Source organism: Roseovarius sp. MBR-51, from assembly GCF_053628575.1.
In genome coordinates, this window is sequence record NZ_JBRJGQ010000006.1 from 166,433 (window position 1) to 181,994 (window position 15,562).

Annotated in this window: 14 protein-coding genes and 1 other RNA gene; 13 read left to right on the forward strand and 2 right to left on the reverse strand. The window is 61.2% G+C overall.

Annotated elements, in window-relative coordinates; all coding sequences use genetic code 11:
• Nucleotides 1-148: 148 nt before the first annotated feature.
• Nucleotides 149-463 (reverse strand): DUF1476 domain-containing protein, encoded by a 315-nt coding sequence (locus ACSSVY_RS10620; protein ID WP_454269529.1) that lies wholly within the window; start codon nucleotides 461-463, stop codon nucleotides 149-151.
• A 162-nt stretch (nucleotides 464-625) separates the two neighbouring features.
• Here ACSSVY_RS10620 and purC point away from each other — a divergent pair, with 162 nt between their 5' ends.
• From purC to ACSSVY_RS10650, 6 genes are all read left to right on the forward strand, one after another.
• A complete protein-coding gene (gene purC / locus ACSSVY_RS10625; protein ID WP_454269530.1) occupies nucleotides 626-1,387 on the forward strand; it encodes a phosphoribosylaminoimidazolesuccinocarboxamide synthase in 762 nt (253 codons plus the stop codon).
• Between the two features lie 13 nt (nucleotides 1,388-1,400).
• The gene (gene purS, locus ACSSVY_RS10630; RefSeq protein ID WP_045682245.1) at nucleotides 1,401-1,640 is read left to right on the forward strand and encodes a phosphoribosylformylglycinamidine synthase subunit PurS; all 240 of its coding nucleotides are present in this window, start codon (nucleotides 1,401-1,403) and stop codon (nucleotides 1,638-1,640) included.
• Nucleotides 1,640-2,308: a phosphoribosylformylglycinamidine synthase subunit PurQ gene (gene purQ / locus ACSSVY_RS10635; RefSeq protein WP_454269531.1), complete on the forward strand. Its 669-nt coding sequence runs from the start codon at nucleotides 1,640-1,642 to the stop codon at nucleotides 2,306-2,308. The genes purS and purQ overlap by 1 nt, the downstream gene beginning before the upstream one ends.
• A gap of 47 nt (nucleotides 2,309-2,355) precedes the next feature.
• Nucleotides 2,356-4,116 (forward strand): sensor histidine kinase, encoded by a 1,761-nt coding sequence (locus ACSSVY_RS10640; protein WP_454269532.1) that lies wholly within the window; start codon nucleotides 2,356-2,358, stop codon nucleotides 4,114-4,116.
• Nucleotides 4,117-4,134: 18 nt separating this feature from the next.
• On the forward strand, nucleotides 4,135-5,457 hold the full coding sequence (locus ACSSVY_RS10645; protein WP_454269533.1) for a sigma-54-dependent transcriptional regulator: 1,323 nt from the start codon (nucleotides 4,135-4,137) through the stop codon (nucleotides 5,455-5,457).
• Nucleotides 5,458-5,859: 402 nt separating this feature from the next.
• On the forward strand, nucleotides 5,860-8,595 hold the full coding sequence (locus ACSSVY_RS10650) for an Rne/Rng family ribonuclease (RefSeq protein WP_454269534.1): 2,736 nt from the start codon (nucleotides 5,860-5,862) through the stop codon (nucleotides 8,593-8,595).
• Nucleotides 8,596-8,698: 103 nt separating this feature from the next.
• Here the strand turns inward: ACSSVY_RS10650 and ACSSVY_RS10655 are convergent, their stop codons facing one another.
• On the reverse strand, nucleotides 8,699-8,935 hold the full coding sequence (locus ACSSVY_RS10655; RefSeq protein ID WP_454269535.1) for a sulfurtransferase TusA family protein: 237 nt from the start codon (nucleotides 8,933-8,935) through the stop codon (nucleotides 8,699-8,701).
• 87 nt (nucleotides 8,936-9,022) lie between these two features.
• On the opposite strand from ACSSVY_RS10655, the gene ACSSVY_RS10660 reads away from it, so the two are divergent.
• The 7 genes from ACSSVY_RS10660 (at nucleotide 9,023) to ACSSVY_RS10690 (ending at nucleotide 15,485) form a co-directional block, all read left to right on the forward strand.
• Nucleotides 9,023-9,775 carry a cytochrome c biogenesis CcdA family protein gene (locus ACSSVY_RS10660; RefSeq protein WP_454269536.1) on the forward strand — a complete coding sequence of 251 codons (753 nt, stop codon included), beginning with the start codon at nucleotides 9,023-9,025 and terminating at the stop codon, nucleotides 9,773-9,775.
• Nucleotides 9,776-9,829: 54 nt separating this feature from the next.
• On the forward strand, nucleotides 9,830-11,044 hold the full coding sequence (locus ACSSVY_RS10665) for a hypothetical protein (RefSeq protein ID WP_454269537.1): 1,215 nt from the start codon (nucleotides 9,830-9,832) through the stop codon (nucleotides 11,042-11,044).
• The gene (locus ACSSVY_RS10670) at nucleotides 11,041-12,402 is read left to right on the forward strand and encodes a cytochrome P450 (protein WP_454269538.1); all 1,362 of its coding nucleotides are present in this window, start codon (nucleotides 11,041-11,043) and stop codon (nucleotides 12,400-12,402) included. Before ACSSVY_RS10665 ends, ACSSVY_RS10670 begins: the two co-directional genes overlap by 4 nt.
• Before the next feature lie 8 nt (nucleotides 12,403-12,410).
• Nucleotides 12,411-12,763: a transfer-messenger RNA gene (gene ssrA, locus ACSSVY_RS10675) on the forward strand.
• A 120-nt stretch (nucleotides 12,764-12,883) separates the two neighbouring features.
• Entirely contained in the window at nucleotides 12,884-13,696 is an 813-nt protein-coding gene (locus ACSSVY_RS10680) for a chromate resistance protein ChrB domain-containing protein (protein WP_454269539.1), read from the forward strand.
• A gap of 3 nt (nucleotides 13,697-13,699) precedes the next feature.
• Nucleotides 13,700-14,953 (forward strand): chromate efflux transporter, encoded by a 1,254-nt coding sequence (gene chrA, locus ACSSVY_RS10685; protein WP_454269540.1) that lies wholly within the window; start codon nucleotides 13,700-13,702, stop codon nucleotides 14,951-14,953.
• Nucleotides 14,954-15,026: 73 nt separating this feature from the next.
• On the forward strand, nucleotides 15,027-15,485 hold the full coding sequence (locus tag ACSSVY_RS10690; RefSeq protein ID WP_454269541.1) for an SspB family protein: 459 nt from the start codon (nucleotides 15,027-15,029) through the stop codon (nucleotides 15,483-15,485).
• Nucleotides 15,486-15,562: the final 77 nt, after the last annotated feature.

Below are 15,562 nucleotides of genomic sequence, written 5' to 3' on the forward strand. Positions count from 1 at the left end.
ATCTTTGAACACGCAGATGTGCCACTAACGGCGCGCGCGCGCAAATGCATAAATTTCATGTAAATGGTGAGGCGCGTTTGAATTGACGCGCCAAGAATAAAGGGCGCGCCAGATTTTGGCACGCCCATATGGTGTCAGATCAGGGTGCTCAGACTTCCTTGGCCAACTGGCCCTTGGCGATCTTGAGCAACTCGTCCATCTTGCCGCGGATTGTGTCGGCATCGGCGATATCGCCAAGATCAGCGGCGACCTTGCGCACGACATCCTCGTGCCCGGCCTCTTCAAAATCGGCCTTCACCACCTCACGGGCATAGGCATCGGCATCCTCACCGGTCTTGCCCATCAGTTCAGCGGCCCAGAGACCGAGCAGCTTGTTTCGCCGCGCCACGGCGCGAAACGCCATTTCCTCGTCATGGGCGAATTTGTTCTCGAATGCCTTCTCGCGGTCGTCAAAGGTGGTCATTGGGCCAGTCCTCGTGCATGCGTTGCCGTCAGAACCGATATGCAATCTGGCGGGCAAAAGGGCAAGGGGCCAACGCCATCTTGCGACGTGATGGCCCATGCACTATGAGAGCGCATCGGCATGGGGGGACTCACGCCCCCCACCCTCAGCGACGGAGTTCCCATGGCGCGGCGCAAGAAAATTTACGAAGGCAAGGCCAAGACCCTCTATGAGGGCCCCGAACCGGGAACAATCATCCAATATTTCAAGGATGACGCCACCGCCTTTAACGCCGAAAAGAAGGCCGTGATCGAAGGCAAGGGCGTGCTCAACAACATGCTGTCCGAGTATTTCATGGTCGGTCTCAACGCCATCGGCGTGCCCACGCATTTCATCAAGCGGATCAACATGCGCGAGCAACTCGTGCGCGCGGTCGAGATCATTCCGCTGGAAGTGATCGTGCGCAACTATGCCGCCGGCACCATGGCCAAGCGTCTGGGCATTGACGAGGGCACGCAATTGCCGCGCCCGATCGTGGAATATTGCCTCAAGGATGACAAGCTGGGCGATCCTCTGGTGACAGAGGAATATATCGCCGCCTTTGGCTGGGCCAGCCAGCAGGACATGGACGATATCCTGAGCCTCGCGCTGCGCGTCAATGATTTCCTCACGGGTGTCATGTACGGCGTCGGCATCAAGCTGATTGATTTCAAGATCGAGATCGGGCGCGTCTATGATGGTGATTTCCAGCGCCTGATCGTCGCCGACGAAATCAGCCCCGACAGCTGCCGCCTGTGGGATATCGAGACCGGGCGCAAGCTCGACAAGGATGTGTTCCGCCGCGATCTGGGCAGTCTGACCGATGCCTATACAGAGGTTGCCACCCGCCTTGGTGTCATGCCCAAGGGCAGCACGCCGATGGCCCGGCCCAAACTGATCAACTAAAGAGGATATCCCCATGAAAGCGCGCGTGCATGTCATGCTGAAATCCGGCGTTCTTGATCCGCAGGGCGAGGCGGTGCGCCACGCTCTGGGCTCCATGGGCTTTGACGGGGTCGAGGGGGTGCGTCAGGGCAAGGTGATCGAACTCGATCTTGCGGAAACAGACGCGGCCAAGGCCAAATCCACCGTCACCGCGATGTGTGAAAAGCTGCTCGCGAATACGGTCATCGAGAGCTATTCGGTGGAGATCGCCTGATGCATGCCGCCGTGATCGTGTTTCCGGGGTCCAACTGTGACCGTGATCTTGCCGTGGCCTTTGAGCGAGCGGGCGCGCAGGTGTCGATGGTCTGGCACAAGGATACGGATCTGCCGCAGGGTGTCGATATCGTCGGTGTGCCGGGCGGGTTTTCCTATGGCGATTATCTGCGCTGCGGGGCCATTGCCGCCAATTCGCCGATCTGCCGGTCTGTGATCACGCATGCGGACAAGGGCGGCTATGTGCTGGGCGTCTGCAATGGTTTTCAAATCCTGACCGAGACCGGCATTCTGCCCGGTGCGCTCTTGCGCAATGCCGGGCTGAAATATGTCTGCAAGCCGGTCGGGCTCTGCGTTGCGACCTCGGACAGCGCCTTTACCTCTGGCTATGCCAAGGGCAGCAATCTGACCGTGCCGATTGCGCATCACGATGGCAATTACTATGCGGATGACGCCACGCTCGACCGGCTGATGGCCGAAGACCGCGTGGCCTTTACCTATTGCGACAATCCCAATGGCTCGGCGCGTGACATTGCGGGTATCCTGTCCGAGAATCGCCGTGTGCTGGGCATGATGCCGCATCCCGAGCGGATGGCAGAGCCGCTGCATGGGGGCACCGATGGCGCGGCGCTTTTTGCCGGGGTGGTGGGCCAGCTGGCCGACGCCTGAGCGCGTGACCGCTTGAGGTGCCCCGCGGCTCGGCTTACTCTGAGCGTATGAGCAAGAGTGTTCCCTCCACCACACGCCTCCGTATGCGCACCATATCCTGGCGCGCCCGGCTGGTGCTGGTCCTGCTCTTTGTGACGGCGGTGTCTGTGGTGTTGACGACCAACCGTCTGCTCACCGACCGCTTTACCGAGAACACGCGCAACCGTGCCGAACTGCGTCTGGTGCTCTATTCCGGCAACCTCCTGTCAGAGCTTCGGCAGAACGCCATCGTGCCGCAACTTCTGGCGCGTGACCCGGCGTTGATTTCCGCGCTCAACACGCAGGACTATGCCCAATCGACGCAGCGCCTGATTTCCTTTGTCGAAGAGATTGGTGCGGCGGGTCTGACACTGCTGGACAAGGACGGACGCGCGGTCGCGGCAACAGAGCGGTCGCGTCTCGGCGAGAGCCACAAGACCGCCGCCTATTTCGTCGATGCCATGCGGTCGCGCGATACGATTTTCCATGTTTTGCGACAGGAAACCGGGCAATTCAACTTTTACTACTCGCGCCGGATCGAGACGCAGAATGGCACGTTGGGCGTGATCGTGGTCGAGGTTGATCTGCGCAAATACGAACGCGCCTGGGCCGGGATTTCCGATGCGGTGATGGTCACGGATACCGAAGGCCGGATCATTCTGGCCACCGAACCGCGCTGGCGCGGATTGACAGAGGCCGAGGCCCTGCGCCGCGAGCCGGTCACCAGCGCCATTCAGCGCGCCATTCAGGCGACCTCGGATTGGACAGCACTACCGGCGGATGCCTATGTCCGCGGCGAGGCGGTGATGCGGGTCGAGGGGCGTGTTGCCTTTCGCGGCTGGCGGATCGCCGGTTTCACCACCTACACGGCGGTGCGCGACAAGGTGAACGGCTATCTCGCGCTCGAGATCATGGGATTCGCGATTCTCTTGGCGCTCGCCTTTTACTTTCTCAATCGCAAGGCGGCGCTCCGAATGGCGCTGTTTCAGCGGGAATCGGCAGAGCTTCGCGCATTGAATGCCCGCCTCCAGCGGGAAATCGCCGAGCGCAGGCGCGCGCAAGAGAACCTTGCGCAGGCCGAACAGACCATCCAGCAAAGCTCGAAATTGGCGGTGCTGGGCGAAATGTCGGCGGCCGTCAGCCATGAGCTCAATCAACCGCTCGCGGCGATGAAAACCTATCTCGCGGGGGCGCGCCTCTTGCTGTCACGCAACCGCCCCGACGAGGCGCTCTCGGCCTTTCAGCGGATCGACGATCTGATCGAGCGGATGGGGGCGATCACCAAGCAGCTCAAGTCCTATGCCCGTCAGTCTGGCACGCAGTTTTCCCCTGTAAACATGGCGGATGCCGTGGCCTCTGCGCTCTCGATGATGGAGCCGCAACTGCGCCAGCGCAAGATCACCATCACCCGCACCCTGCCGGATGAACCGGTGATGATCATGGGCGATCGGGTGCGGGTGGAACAGGTGATCATCAACCTCTTGCGCAACGCGATCGACGCCACCAACACGGTGCCCGATGCCGTCATCGAGATCCTCTTGGTGGCGGGGGAAACGGCGGTGCTGACCGTGCGCGACAACGGCGAAGGGATCGGTGATTTCAAGAACCTCTTCGAGCCGTTCTATACCACCAAGCAACCTGGCGACGGGGTCGGGCTGGGGCTTGCCATTTCCTCGGGGATCGTCAACGACCTTGGCGGACGTCTCGTGGCGCGCAATGCGCCCGATGGGGGGGCTGTATTCGAGATGCAGCTTCCCATATTGCCAGCAGAGACTCGTGCAGCGGAGTAAAGTAAAATGCCAGCAGCCATGAAAATCGCCATCGTTGATGATGAAAAGGATATGCGCCAGTCGATCAGCCAGTGGCTGGCCCTCTCGGGCTATGATACAGAGGCGTTTCCCTCGGCAGAAGAGGCGCTGAAATCGCTGGGCCCGGATTACCCCGGCATTGTTGTCACCGACGTGCGCATGCCCGGTATGGATGGCATGCAGTTCCTCAAGAAACTGATGGGGTCCGACAGTTCGCTGCCGGTGATCATGATTACCGGCCACGGCGATGTGCCGATGGCGGTCGAGGCAATGCGCATCGGGGCGTTCGATTTTCTGGAAAAGCCGTTCAACCCGGATCGCATGACCGAACTGGCCAAAAAGGCCACCAATGCCCGGCGCATGACGCTGGATGCGCGTGCGCTGCGCAAGGATTTGTCGGATGGCGGGCAGCTGATGAAGAAACTCATCGGCACCAGCAATGCCATGGATCGGCTGCGCGAGGATATTCTGGATCTCGGACAGGCCGATGGCCATGTCCTGATCGAAGGCGAGACCGGCACCGGCAAAACGCTTGTGGCACATGCGCTGCACGCCGTCGGGGCGCGGGCCGGACGCAAGTTCGTCACCATCGCCTGCGCCGCCTTTGATGACGAGGGGTTGATCAAGCGCCTCTTTGGACCGATGCAGCCCGAAGACACCCAGTTGCCAGCCTTTGAGGAGGCGCGCGGCGGCACGCTCGTGCTCGAGGATATCGAGGCGCTGAGCGACGCGGCTCAGGCAAGGCTCTTGACCCATATCAACGCCGAAGGCAGCCCGCCCGAGACCCGCGTTGTGGGCATCTCGAACATGCAGGACGAGGGCCACACCTGCGAAGACGCCCTGCGTCCCGATCTCTTTTACCGCCTCGCCAGCCTGCGGATCACCGTGCCGCCGTTGCGGCAGCGCGGCGAGGATATCCTCACGCTTTTCACCCGGTTTGCCGAGCAATTCGCCGATGACTATGGCTGCGATGCGCCGCAGGTCAGCGCGCAGGAGGCCACGCAACTCTTGCAGGCGCCCTGGCCCGGCAATGTGCGCCAACTCTTCAACGTCGCCGAACGCGCGGTGCTTCAGGCGCGGCGCGGCTCGGGCACGATCACCTCGCTGCTCATGTCGGACCATCAGGACATGCAGCCGGTGATGACCACCGAAGGCAAACCGCTCAAGGAATATGTCGAGGCGTTCGAGCGCATGCTGATCGACAACACCATGCGCCGCCACAAGGGCTCTATTGCGGCCGTGATGGACGAATTGTGCCTGCCGCGCCGCACGCTGAACGAAAAGATGGCCAAGTACAGCCTGCAGCGCTCTGATTATCTTTGAGGCAGTCGGGGCGGCATTTTCATTTTGTCCATTGTCATTGGCGCCAGTGACGCTTTAGTGTGACAGTATGGTAAAAGGGCAAATGCGCCCTGCGCCACGTGAGATTCGCTGTTTCAATCCTCCGTCAGGATCACTCCGACATGATTGGGCAGACCGATTGGGCCCCGATTCCGGGGCCACATACAAGCCTGAACCCTGTAAATCGGTGGACAGGCTCTGAATTGGCGCCGCAAGGGGCCGGAGAAGAAGAACCGCGATGAAGCGCGCGAGACATCACCACGTCAGAGCAGGGGCCGCAACCGGCACCGATCGACGCGCGCCCGCTATCGCCCTTATCAGACATTTGCCGCAACGCGCCGCCCCTCCGGGGCCGGCCGCCGCGCCGCGATGCAAACGGAAAACATGGCTACGAAAATGCTCATTGATGCCACCCACGCCGAGGAAACTCGGGTTGTGGTGGTCGACGGAAACAAGGTCGAGGAATTCGATTTTGAGTCTGAAAACAAACGCCAGCTAGCTGGCAACATCTATCTGGCCAAGGTGACGCGGGTTGAACCCTCGCTTCAGGCGGCGTTTGTCGATTACGGTGGCAACCGCCACGGCTTTCTGGCGTTCTCGGAGATTCATCCCGATTACTACCAGATCCCGGTCGCTGACCGCGAAGCACTGATGGCCGAAGAAGAGGCCCTCGCCAACGCCCAGAACGACGAAGACGAGGATCGCCCGCGCCGTAACAGTGGCGGCGGCGACAACCGCAACGATAGTCGCAACGGCAATGGCCGCTCGCGGTCGCGGTCCCGCTCGCGCTCCCGTTCGGAAAAGACTCAGTCAGACGATGCGGTGGCCACCTCTGAAATCTCGGGGATGGAAACCATCGACCTTGAGGATGAGGCGGCGATTGCGGCGGTGCCCGAAGGCACATCGCCGATGGAACGCGTGCCCGAAACACCGGTCGAAGAGCCCGATGATCGCCCTGCGCCGACCTCGGAAGAGGCGGGCGACGAGGAATTGGAAACCGATACCCGCGATCACGCGTCCCAGGATGACGAGATCGAATCCGTCGCCGAGGAAGACGACAGCGAGGATATCCGCCCGGTGCGCAAGCCCCGTGCGCGGCGTTACAAGATCCAGGAGGTCGTCAAGGTCCGCCAGATTATGCTGGTGCAGGTCGTCAAGGAAGAACGCGGCAACAAGGGCGCGGCGCTGACCACCTACCTCAGCCTCGCCGGTCGCTATTGCGTGCTCATGCCCAACACCGCGCGTGGCGGTGGCATCAGCCGCAAGATCACCAATGCCGTCGACCGCAAGAAGCTCAAGGAAATCGCCACAGAGATTGACGTGCCGCGCGGCGCGGGTCTTATCGTGCGCACCGCCGGGGCGAAACGCACCAAGGCCGAAATCAAGCGCGACTATGAATACCTGCAACGCCTCTGGGAGCAGATCCGCGAATTGACGCTGCGCTCGATTGCGCCTGCGAAAATCTACGAAGAGGGCGATCTGATCAAACGCTCGATCCGCGATCTCTATAATCGCGACATCGACGAGGTTCTGGTCGAGGGCGAGCGTGGCTATCGCATCGCCAAGGACTTCATGAAAATGATCATGCCGTCCCATGCCAAGAACGTGAAGCATTACGTTGATCAACAGCCGCTCTTTGCCCGCTTTCAGGTCGAGAGCTATCTGTCGGGCATGTTCAACCCCACGGTGCAGTTGAAATCCGGTGGCTATATCGTGATCGGCGTGACAGAGGCGCTCGTCGCCATCGACGTCAACTCTGGCCGTGCCACCAAAGAAGGCTCGATCGAGGAAACCGCGCTCAAGACCAATATCGAGGCCGCCGAAGAGGTTGCCCGCCAGTTGCGCCTGCGCGATCTGGCCGGTCTGATCGTGATCGACTTTATCGACATGGACGAGCGTCGCAACAACGCCTCGGTGGAAAAGCGCCTCAAGGACAAGCTCAAGACGGACCGCGCGCGCATTCAGGTGGGCCGCATTTCGGGCTTTGGCCTCTTGGAAATGTCGCGCCAGCGTTTGCGCCCCGGCATGATCGAGGCGACGACGCAGCCCTGTCCGGCGTGCCATGGGACGGGTCTCATCCGCTCGGATGACAGCCTTGCATTGTCGATCCTGCGCCAGATCGAGGAAGAGGGCGTCCGCCGCCGCTCGCGCGAGGTGTTGGTGAAATGCCCGGTGGGCATCGCCAACTATCTGATGAACCAGAAACGCGATCATGTGGCGCAGATCGAAGGCCGCTATGGTCTGTCGGTGCGAATCGAGGGTGACCCCCGTCTGGTCAGCCCGGATTTCACGATGGAGAAATTCAAGACCGCGACCCGCAATGTTCCCGAAGTGACGATGGCGCAGTTCGTGTCCGGGAGTTCGGCGCTGATGGATGACATCGACGACGATACAGAGATCGAAGAGGATATCGAGGACGAGGACGAGGCGGACACCGACAAGAGCGATGAGGGCAAGACACCCTCTGAGACGGGTGGTGATGGCTCGGACAAGCCCAAGAAAAGCCGCCGTCGTCGCAGCCGCCGTCGCAAGCCCAAGGGTGGCAACGGCTCTGATCGCAATGGGGACAGCGGTGATGACGGCGCTGATGACGGCAAGGACGAGGACGAGGACGTTTCCTCGGATGCGACGGACACTCAGACCGAGACGCCCGAGATCGTGACCGCGGCCCCGGCCGAGGCGCAGACCGATGCTGAGACCCAGAGTGACGACACCTCTGAGGAGAAGCCCAAGCCCAAGCGTACCCGTGCGCCGCGCAAGAAGAAAGAGCCGGCGGTCAATGAGGCGTCGACCTCTGAGGATGCGCCTGCGGCAAAGGCAGAAGCCAAGCCCAAGCCCAAACCCAAGCCCAAGCCGACCCCGCGTAAAAAGAAAGAACCCGAGGCGGTCGTGGATGCCGACGTCGAGGTGACGGCACCCGCGCCGGAAACGCCCAAGGCCGAAGCGGCCCCGGATGTTGCAGACGTCGTGGCGTCAGATCCGATGCCGGTTGTGGATGCGCCGGTTGCCGAAACGCACCCCGAGCCAACACCAGCGCCGACCCCGGCACCCGCCGCAGAAGCGCCTGCCGTCGAGGAAGACAGCAAACCGAAACGTCGCGGTTGGTGGTCTCTGGGCTGATCCCTCTCGCTGCGTACGCAACGCGCGTACGCAGCGTACAGGCTGTACTAACGCCGCGCCTCAGATCTTGGGCGCGGCGTTTGTCTGCCTGATCAAGCGGAGACTAGAGGGCCTTGCGGATCAGATAGGTTTGGACACCGTCTGCATCCGTCGCCGAGAGCAAGTCATGCCCCGATTCCGCGCAGAAATGTGGCACGTCGATAATGGCGGCCGGATCATCGGCCTGCATCGCGATCACCTCACCAATGCCCAATGATTTCAAGCGCTTGCGCAGCTTGAGAACGGGTAGGGGGCACAGGAGCCCACAGGCATCGAGCGTGTCATTCGGTATCATGGCCATCCAGATAGCGACCTTGTTACAGCCTGTCCACAAGGATGTGACTTTTTGCGTGGTGACGCCGGTCCTCGGGCGGGCTATGTCTGACCCATGTTCGGAATCGAAATCATAGACGCAGCCCTGTTGCCCGCCATGTTCGTGGCCTTAGCTGCTGGAATCATTTCATTTTTAAGCCCGTGTGTGCTTCCGATCGTCCCGCCTTATCTTGCCTATATGAGCGGCATCAGCCTGAGTGAGCTTTCTGAAAGCGGCAGCAGTCGCGCCCGAGCGGTGGTCCCGGCGCTGTTTTTCGTGCTTGGCCTGTCGACGGTCTTTATCTTTCTGGGGTTCACCGCCTCGGCGATCGGTACCGTGTTCCTGCAATATCAAAGCTATTTCAATACGATAGCGGGCGTTCTTGTGATGGCCTTCGGCGCGCATTTTGTGGGTGTCTACCGCATTAAATTCCTCGACCGCGAGGCGCGGATTGATGCGGGGGATCAGGGGGGATCGTCCTTTGGCGCCTATGTCCTTGGCCTTGCTTTCGCGTTCGGCTGGACGCCCTGTATCGGTCCGCAACTCGGCGCGATCCTGTCACTGGCAGCCTCCGAAGGATCGGTTGCGCGTGGCACGGCGCTCTTGGCGATCTATGCCATCGGGTTGGGGGTGCCATTCTTGCTGGTCGCTGCTTTTCTGCCGCGTCTTCAAGGGCTTATGGGCTGGATGAAGCGCCACATGGAGCAGATTGAGCGGGTCATGGGCCTCCTGCTTTGGACCATCGGTCTCTTGATGTTGACTGGCGGTTTCTCGGCCTTTTCCTTCTGGTTGCTGGAAACATTCCCGGCCCTTGCGGTGCTTGGATAACACCTTACGCTTGCCAGATTTTCGCGCTAGGCTCTGGTCAACAAGAGGTTGGACATGAGCAGCAAGGCCCCTGTTAACGCGACTGTGCGCCGTCGGCGCGTGTTCTATATTCCGGGCTATGACCCCATTCCACCGCGCCGCTACCGCGAACTCTATCGCAAGGAAGGTGCGGCGCAATCTGGTATTTCTGGATATGAAATCAGTGTGTTGCCTGCCAAAGCTCAGGTTAGGTTTGGTTGGAATGTGGCCGCGCGGATCGAAGATGCGGAGGTCGAGAGCACCTTTGAGGTGCTGGTCTGGTCTGACATCGTCAAGGGCAGCATGGATCAGGGGATTTTGGCCACCTATCTGACCTTGATACGCACTGCGGCCATCTATATCGGCAGCGGCGCACTCTTTCGCCTCATGCGATTGCGAAAAGGTCCAGTGATTGCAGCACTTTACCCGGTGGGATTTCTTCTGGCGCAATTGGCGTTGGCGATCTTGGCAGCCTGGGGACTGGGTCAGGCGCTCGCACTCTTGCATCCTTGGGCCGCATGGGGCGGTGTCATTGTCGTGCCATTCATCCTCGAATGGTTCCGGCGGCAGGATGGCCGGTTCTTTGCCTATTACCTGATGCATGATTACGCCTATTCAGCGCGGTATCTTGGGGCAAATCCGCCCGAGTTGGAGGCGCGGATGGCGGAGTTTACCGCCGAGATTGCGCAGGCTTTGCGGGGGGAGTGCGACGAGGTTCTGATTGTTGGTCATTCTTCTGGCGCGCATCTGGCGGTGTCGATTCTGGCCGATCTGATCCGCGGCGGACAACTAGCCGAGACAGGTCCGGCGCTGTCGTTCCTGAGCCTCGGGCAGGTGGTGCCGATGGTATCCTTTCTGCCGCGCGCACACCGGCTGCGGGCGGACCTGGCCTATTTGAGTGCGCGGGATGAATTGACGTGGGTCGATGTCACCGCCCCCGGCGATGGCTGCGCCTTTGCCCTCTGTGATCCCGTCAGCGTTTCGGGCGTGGCCCCGGCCAACAAACGTTGGCCGCTGGTGATTTCGGCGGCGTTCACGCAGACGCTGAGCCCCGAGCGGTGGCGCGCTTTGCGATGGCGGTTTTTTCGGCTGCATTTTCAATACCTCTGCGCCTTTGACCGGCCCAACGACTACGACTATTTCCGCATCACGGCGGGGCCTTTGACGCTGGCGGATCGGTTCCGTGACCGTCAACCGTCCAAAAGCCGGATCGAGCGCGCGACCTCGCGCTATACGAGCCTCGCGCCATGATCCCGCCCAAGCCGCCCGCGCGCCCCGATGCTGTGTCGCTCTGGCGGTATCTGCGGCTCTTTCGGGCCGATATCCTCTCGGCACAGCCGGCGCGGCTCTACCGTGCGTGGATGGCCGAATTTCGCACGCCGTTCTTTCGATCCTATCTCTGCAACGATACGGCACTGGTCGATCTGGTGCTGAAGCAACGCCCTGATGATTTCCCGAAATCCACCCGTGTTTCCGAGGGGTTGCGTCCACTGCTTGGGCAATCGGTGTTCGTCACCAATGGCGAGACATGGAAGCGCCAACGCCGTATCATCGACCCCGCGTTTGAGGGGGGGCGGCTGCGCGATACGTTCGCGGCGATGGTTATGGCCGGGCAGGGGGCGGTGTCGCGCCTCGCCCCTCTGGCCAATGATGCGCCCGTTGAAATCGAGTTTCACACAAGCCACGCCGCCGCCGATGTGATCTTTCGCACCTTGTTTTCCATCCCGATCGAGAACACGACAGCCGCGGAGGTGTTCGAGCAGTTCAAAGCGCATCAACGCACGCAGCCGGTGCTCAATCTTGCGGCTTTTATCCCGTTGCCGCAATGGTTTCCCCGGTTTCACCGGCGCCAGACGCGGGCCACTGCCCGCTCCATCCGGGCGCTCATCACTGGGTTGACGACCAAAAGGCATGCCGAGATCGACGCGGGAACAGCGCCCGACGATCTGGCGACCAAGATCATGACCACCGCCGACCCGGAAACCGGGGCGCGGTTTGACACCGAGGAAATGGTCGATCAGGTCGCGATCTTCTTTCTGGCGGGGCATGAAACCAGTGCGTCGGCGCTGGCTTGGGCGCTCTATCTGCTGGCGCTCTACCCGGAGTGGCAAGACAAGGTTGCAGCCGAGGCAGAGGCGGTCTTTGGCCCTCGCGCGCCAGAGTTTGGGGATATGGCGCGGTTGCGTGTCACCCGCGATGTGTTCCGCGAGACGCTGCGCCTCTATCCGCCGGTGCCGATGATGGTGCGCGAGACGGCCTGTCCCGAGCGGTTCCGCGACCGCGACATTGCGCCCGGCGCGCAGGTGGTAATCAGCCCTTGGCATCTGCACCGGCACGAGCGGCTCTGGGACAATCCCGACGGGTTCGATCCGGCGCGTTATGGCACCGAGAATGGCAAGACCTGTCTGCGCGAGGCGTTCATCCCGTTTTCCGCCGGGCAGCGGGTCTGCACCGGGGCGGGGTTTGCGATGATCGAGGGGCCGCTCTTGCTGGCGATGCTGGTGCGGGCCTATCGCCTGAGCCCGGTCGCGGGGCGTGCGCCGATGCCGGTGGCGCATCTGACGGTGCGCGGGCGCGATGGCATCTGGCTAAAACTTTTGCCGCGCTGATCCGACACCCCCTTTGCAAGTGCGATCAGAGCGCCTATGTATGGTGTGTTCGCGCAAGCGGACTATGGACATAAACGCGCTCGTAATACGCGGATCGGACCCGGGGGCGGTACCCGGCGACTCCACCAAACATCCTTCATTTGGGGATCATGGGGTCGAAACAGGATCGACGAACGTCTAAAGGGGTTATGCTTTGTCTCGGTGAGGTACCACCGTTATCGGTCCGAAACGTACAGTTGCAAATGACAACCGTGCTCCGGTGGCCCTTGCTGCGTAAGCAGTAAGCAAACCGAAACTTAAGCCCTTGCGCTTAGCCGCGTAAGGCGGGGTTCGCAGGCACCTGGCAACAGAAGCCTGCACTTTCACCTCAGCCTTGACAGAGTTCGCCCCTTGCGTGCAAAAAGCGGCATGGGGCCTCACGCGACTGCCCCGTGAGGCCAAGGCCCAAAGTCGCATCCACTGAAATCCCAGAGGATGTGCCATGCCTGCCACCACTGAAATCACCGTATCGCAGCTCAATCGGCTGATCGGCACGCCCGATTGCCCGGTCATCGTCGATATTCGTCTACCAGAGGATTTTGAGACAGATCCGTCTGTCATTCCCGGATCTATCCGTCATTCCCACAGCGATATCAGGGGATTGATCGTGCATCTTGAGGGCCGCCGCGCGATCATCGTCTGTCAGAAGGGTCTGAAACTCAGTCAGGGGATGGTGGCGTTGCTCGCGTGCGAGGGGGAGAAGGCCGAGTATCTTCAGGGCGGTATCCAAGCCTGGCGTGCGGCCGAGGAGACGCTCTGCGTGCCTGTTGCAGCGGTGCCTGCGCCGGTCGAGGGGGCAACCCTCTGGGTCACACGCCACAGGCCCAAGGTGGACCGGATCGCCTGTCCTTGGCTGATCCGGCGGTTTGTTGATCCAGCCGCGCGGTTTCTCTTTGTCTCGCCCTCCGAAGTCTTGGGCGTGGCCGAGCGTTTTGGGGCGACGCCCTTCGACATCGAGGGCGTTTATTTCAGTCACCGTGGCGAGACCTGCACATTCGACACGATGCTTGAGAGCTTTGGTTTGATCTCGCCCGCGTTGCAGCGGCTGGCGGCTGTCGTGCGCGGGGCGGATACCAACAGACATGATCTGCATCCGGTAGCGGCAGGGTTGTTGGCGATTTCGGTGGGGCTGTCGCGGCAATATCGCGATGATCTTGCGCAGTTGGACGCTGGGATGACGCTTTACGATGCGCTTTATCGCTGGGCGCGTGATGGATTTGACGAGGGCCATGACTGGCCAGCCGCGCGGGGGTGAGAGATGACGGATGTATCCACAAGCCAGCTTTTCCGCAGCTTTGCCCGTATCGGCCTCCTGAGCTTTGGCGGGCCTGCGGCGCAAATCTCGATGATGCATGACGAATTGGTCGAACGGCGCGGCTGGCTGAGCGAGCAGCAATTTTTGGGCGCGCTGTCGTTTTGCATGCTCTTGCCGGGGCCAGAGGCGATGCAACTCAGCACCTATGCGGGCTGGCGTCTGCGCGGAGTATTGGGCGGGCTGATCGCGGGGCTTCTCTTTGTGCTGCCGGGCGCGGCGGTGATCCTCGTGCTTGGGCTTGGCTATGCCACTTACGGCGATCTGCCACTGGTGCAGGCGGTCTTTCTGGGCATCAAGGCGGCGGTCGTGGTGATCGTGTTGCAAGCGCTCTTGAAGCTTGCGCAGCGCGCGCTCAAAGGGCGGGCATCTTGGGTCTTGGCGGGCTTGGGTTTTGTCGCGATGTTCTTTCTCTCAGTGCCCTTTCCGCTCATCATCGCGGCGGCGGCGCTCTGGGGGGGGTGGTCTCATCGGGGGGTGAGGGCCGAGCCGGGGCTTGACGCACCTGTCCCTGTGCCGCTGTCGCAGACCGTCACGACCGCGCTGGTCTGGGGGGGGCTCTGGGCGGCGCCGGTGTTGTTGGCTTGGGGTATGGGGGCCGAGTTCCTGACGGATCTGGCGCTTTTCTTCAGCAAGCTGGCGGTCGTGACCTTTGGCGGCGCCTATGCCGTGCTGGCCTATATGACCGAAACGGTGGTGGCGACCAAGGGCTGGTTGACCACGGCGGAGATGATCGATGCGCTCGGGCTGGCCGAGACCACGCCGGGGCCGCTGATCCTTGTGACCGAGTTTGTGGGTCTCTTGGCGGGCTATGCGCAGGGCGGGGTCGGGATGGCGGTGCTGGCGGCCTGTCTTACGCTCTGGGTCACGTTCATTCCTTGCTTTTTATGGATTTTCACCGGCGCGCCGTATATCGAGCGTATCCTCGCGCGTCCCCGTCTCAAGGGGGCATTGGCCGGGATTTCGGCGGCGGTTGTGGGGGTGATCCTCAACCTTTCGGTGTGGTTCGCGCTGCATGTGCTCTTCGGTCAGGTGACGATGAGCGCATTTGGACCCCGCCCCGAGATCAGCAGCTTTTCGCCGCGTGATGCGGTCTATGTCGCGGTCGCGGGCGTGCTGCTGCTGGGGTTGCGCCTGCCGATGGTGCCGGTACTGGCGCTGATGGCGGCGCTGGCGGGGGTGGTTCATGTTTTGATCTGAGCCGCGCATTGCAGGTCTTTTGTTTTGCTTAGAATCCCCTATGCTGACATGCAGCAATTCCCCGGGGTACGACATGTCTCGATCAATCGACTATGGAAATCTTATGCACCGTGCCATGCGCGGCCTCATCCAAGAGGTGTTGAGCAAGGTGCAATCCGAGGGGTTGCCGGGCGCACATCATTTTTTCATCACCTTCGACACCAAACATCCCGACGCCAAACTCGCCAACTGGTTGAAACAGCGTTATCCCTCCGAGATGACGGTCGTGATGCAGCATTGGTATGACGATCTCAAGGTGACCAATGACGGCTTTGCCGTGACTTTGAATTTCGGCGACGCGCCAGAGCGACTTTATGTGCCCTATGACGCGATCCAGACTTTTGTTGATCCGTCCGTGGAATTCGGGCTGCGGTTCGAGACGCAAGAGGTCGATGAGGAAGACGACGACCTCGACGATACCGAGCCACCGGATGATGACCCGAGTCCGAACAAGGCCGAGGTCGTGAGCCTCGACAGTTTCCGCAAGTCATAGGCGCAACGCGCGGGTGCGACCCGCTGTATTCCGTCGTATACAGCATTGATATTTCGTGCAACTGCGGTATGAACGGG

What these genes read in the sequence shown, in the direction of transcription:
- ACSSVY_RS10620 (WP_454269529.1), bottom strand. Translation starts at nt 463, where the DNA reads ATGACCACCTTTGACGACCGCGAGAAGGCATTCGAGAACAAATTCGCC.
- purC (WP_454269530.1), top strand. Translation starts at nt 626, where the DNA reads ATGGCGCGGCGCAAGAAAATTTACGAAGGCAAGGCCAAGACCCTCTAT.
- purS (WP_045682245.1), top strand. Translation starts at nt 1,401, where the DNA reads ATGAAAGCGCGCGTGCATGTCATGCTGAAATCCGGCGTTCTTGATCCG.
- purQ (WP_454269531.1), top strand. Translation starts at nt 1,640, where the DNA reads ATGCATGCCGCCGTGATCGTGTTTCCGGGGTCCAACTGTGACCGTGAT.
- ACSSVY_RS10640 (WP_454269532.1), top strand. Translation starts at nt 2,356, where the DNA reads ATGAGCAAGAGTGTTCCCTCCACCACACGCCTCCGTATGCGCACCATA.
- ACSSVY_RS10645 (WP_454269533.1), top strand. Translation starts at nt 4,135, where the DNA reads ATGAAAATCGCCATCGTTGATGATGAAAAGGATATGCGCCAGTCGATC.
- ACSSVY_RS10650 (WP_454269534.1), top strand. Translation starts at nt 5,860, where the DNA reads ATGGCTACGAAAATGCTCATTGATGCCACCCACGCCGAGGAAACTCGG.
- ACSSVY_RS10655 (WP_454269535.1), bottom strand. Translation starts at nt 8,935, where the DNA reads ATGGCCATGATACCGAATGACACGCTCGATGCCTGTGGGCTCCTGTGC.
- ACSSVY_RS10660 (WP_454269536.1), top strand. Translation starts at nt 9,023, where the DNA reads ATGTTCGGAATCGAAATCATAGACGCAGCCCTGTTGCCCGCCATGTTC.
- ACSSVY_RS10665 (WP_454269537.1), top strand. Translation starts at nt 9,830, where the DNA reads ATGAGCAGCAAGGCCCCTGTTAACGCGACTGTGCGCCGTCGGCGCGTG.
- ACSSVY_RS10670 (WP_454269538.1), top strand. Translation starts at nt 11,041, where the DNA reads ATGATCCCGCCCAAGCCGCCCGCGCGCCCCGATGCTGTGTCGCTCTGG.
- ACSSVY_RS10680 (WP_454269539.1), top strand. Translation starts at nt 12,884, where the DNA reads ATGCCTGCCACCACTGAAATCACCGTATCGCAGCTCAATCGGCTGATC.
- chrA (WP_454269540.1), top strand. Translation starts at nt 13,700, where the DNA reads ATGACGGATGTATCCACAAGCCAGCTTTTCCGCAGCTTTGCCCGTATC.
- ACSSVY_RS10690 (WP_454269541.1), top strand. Translation starts at nt 15,027, where the DNA reads ATGTCTCGATCAATCGACTATGGAAATCTTATGCACCGTGCCATGCGC.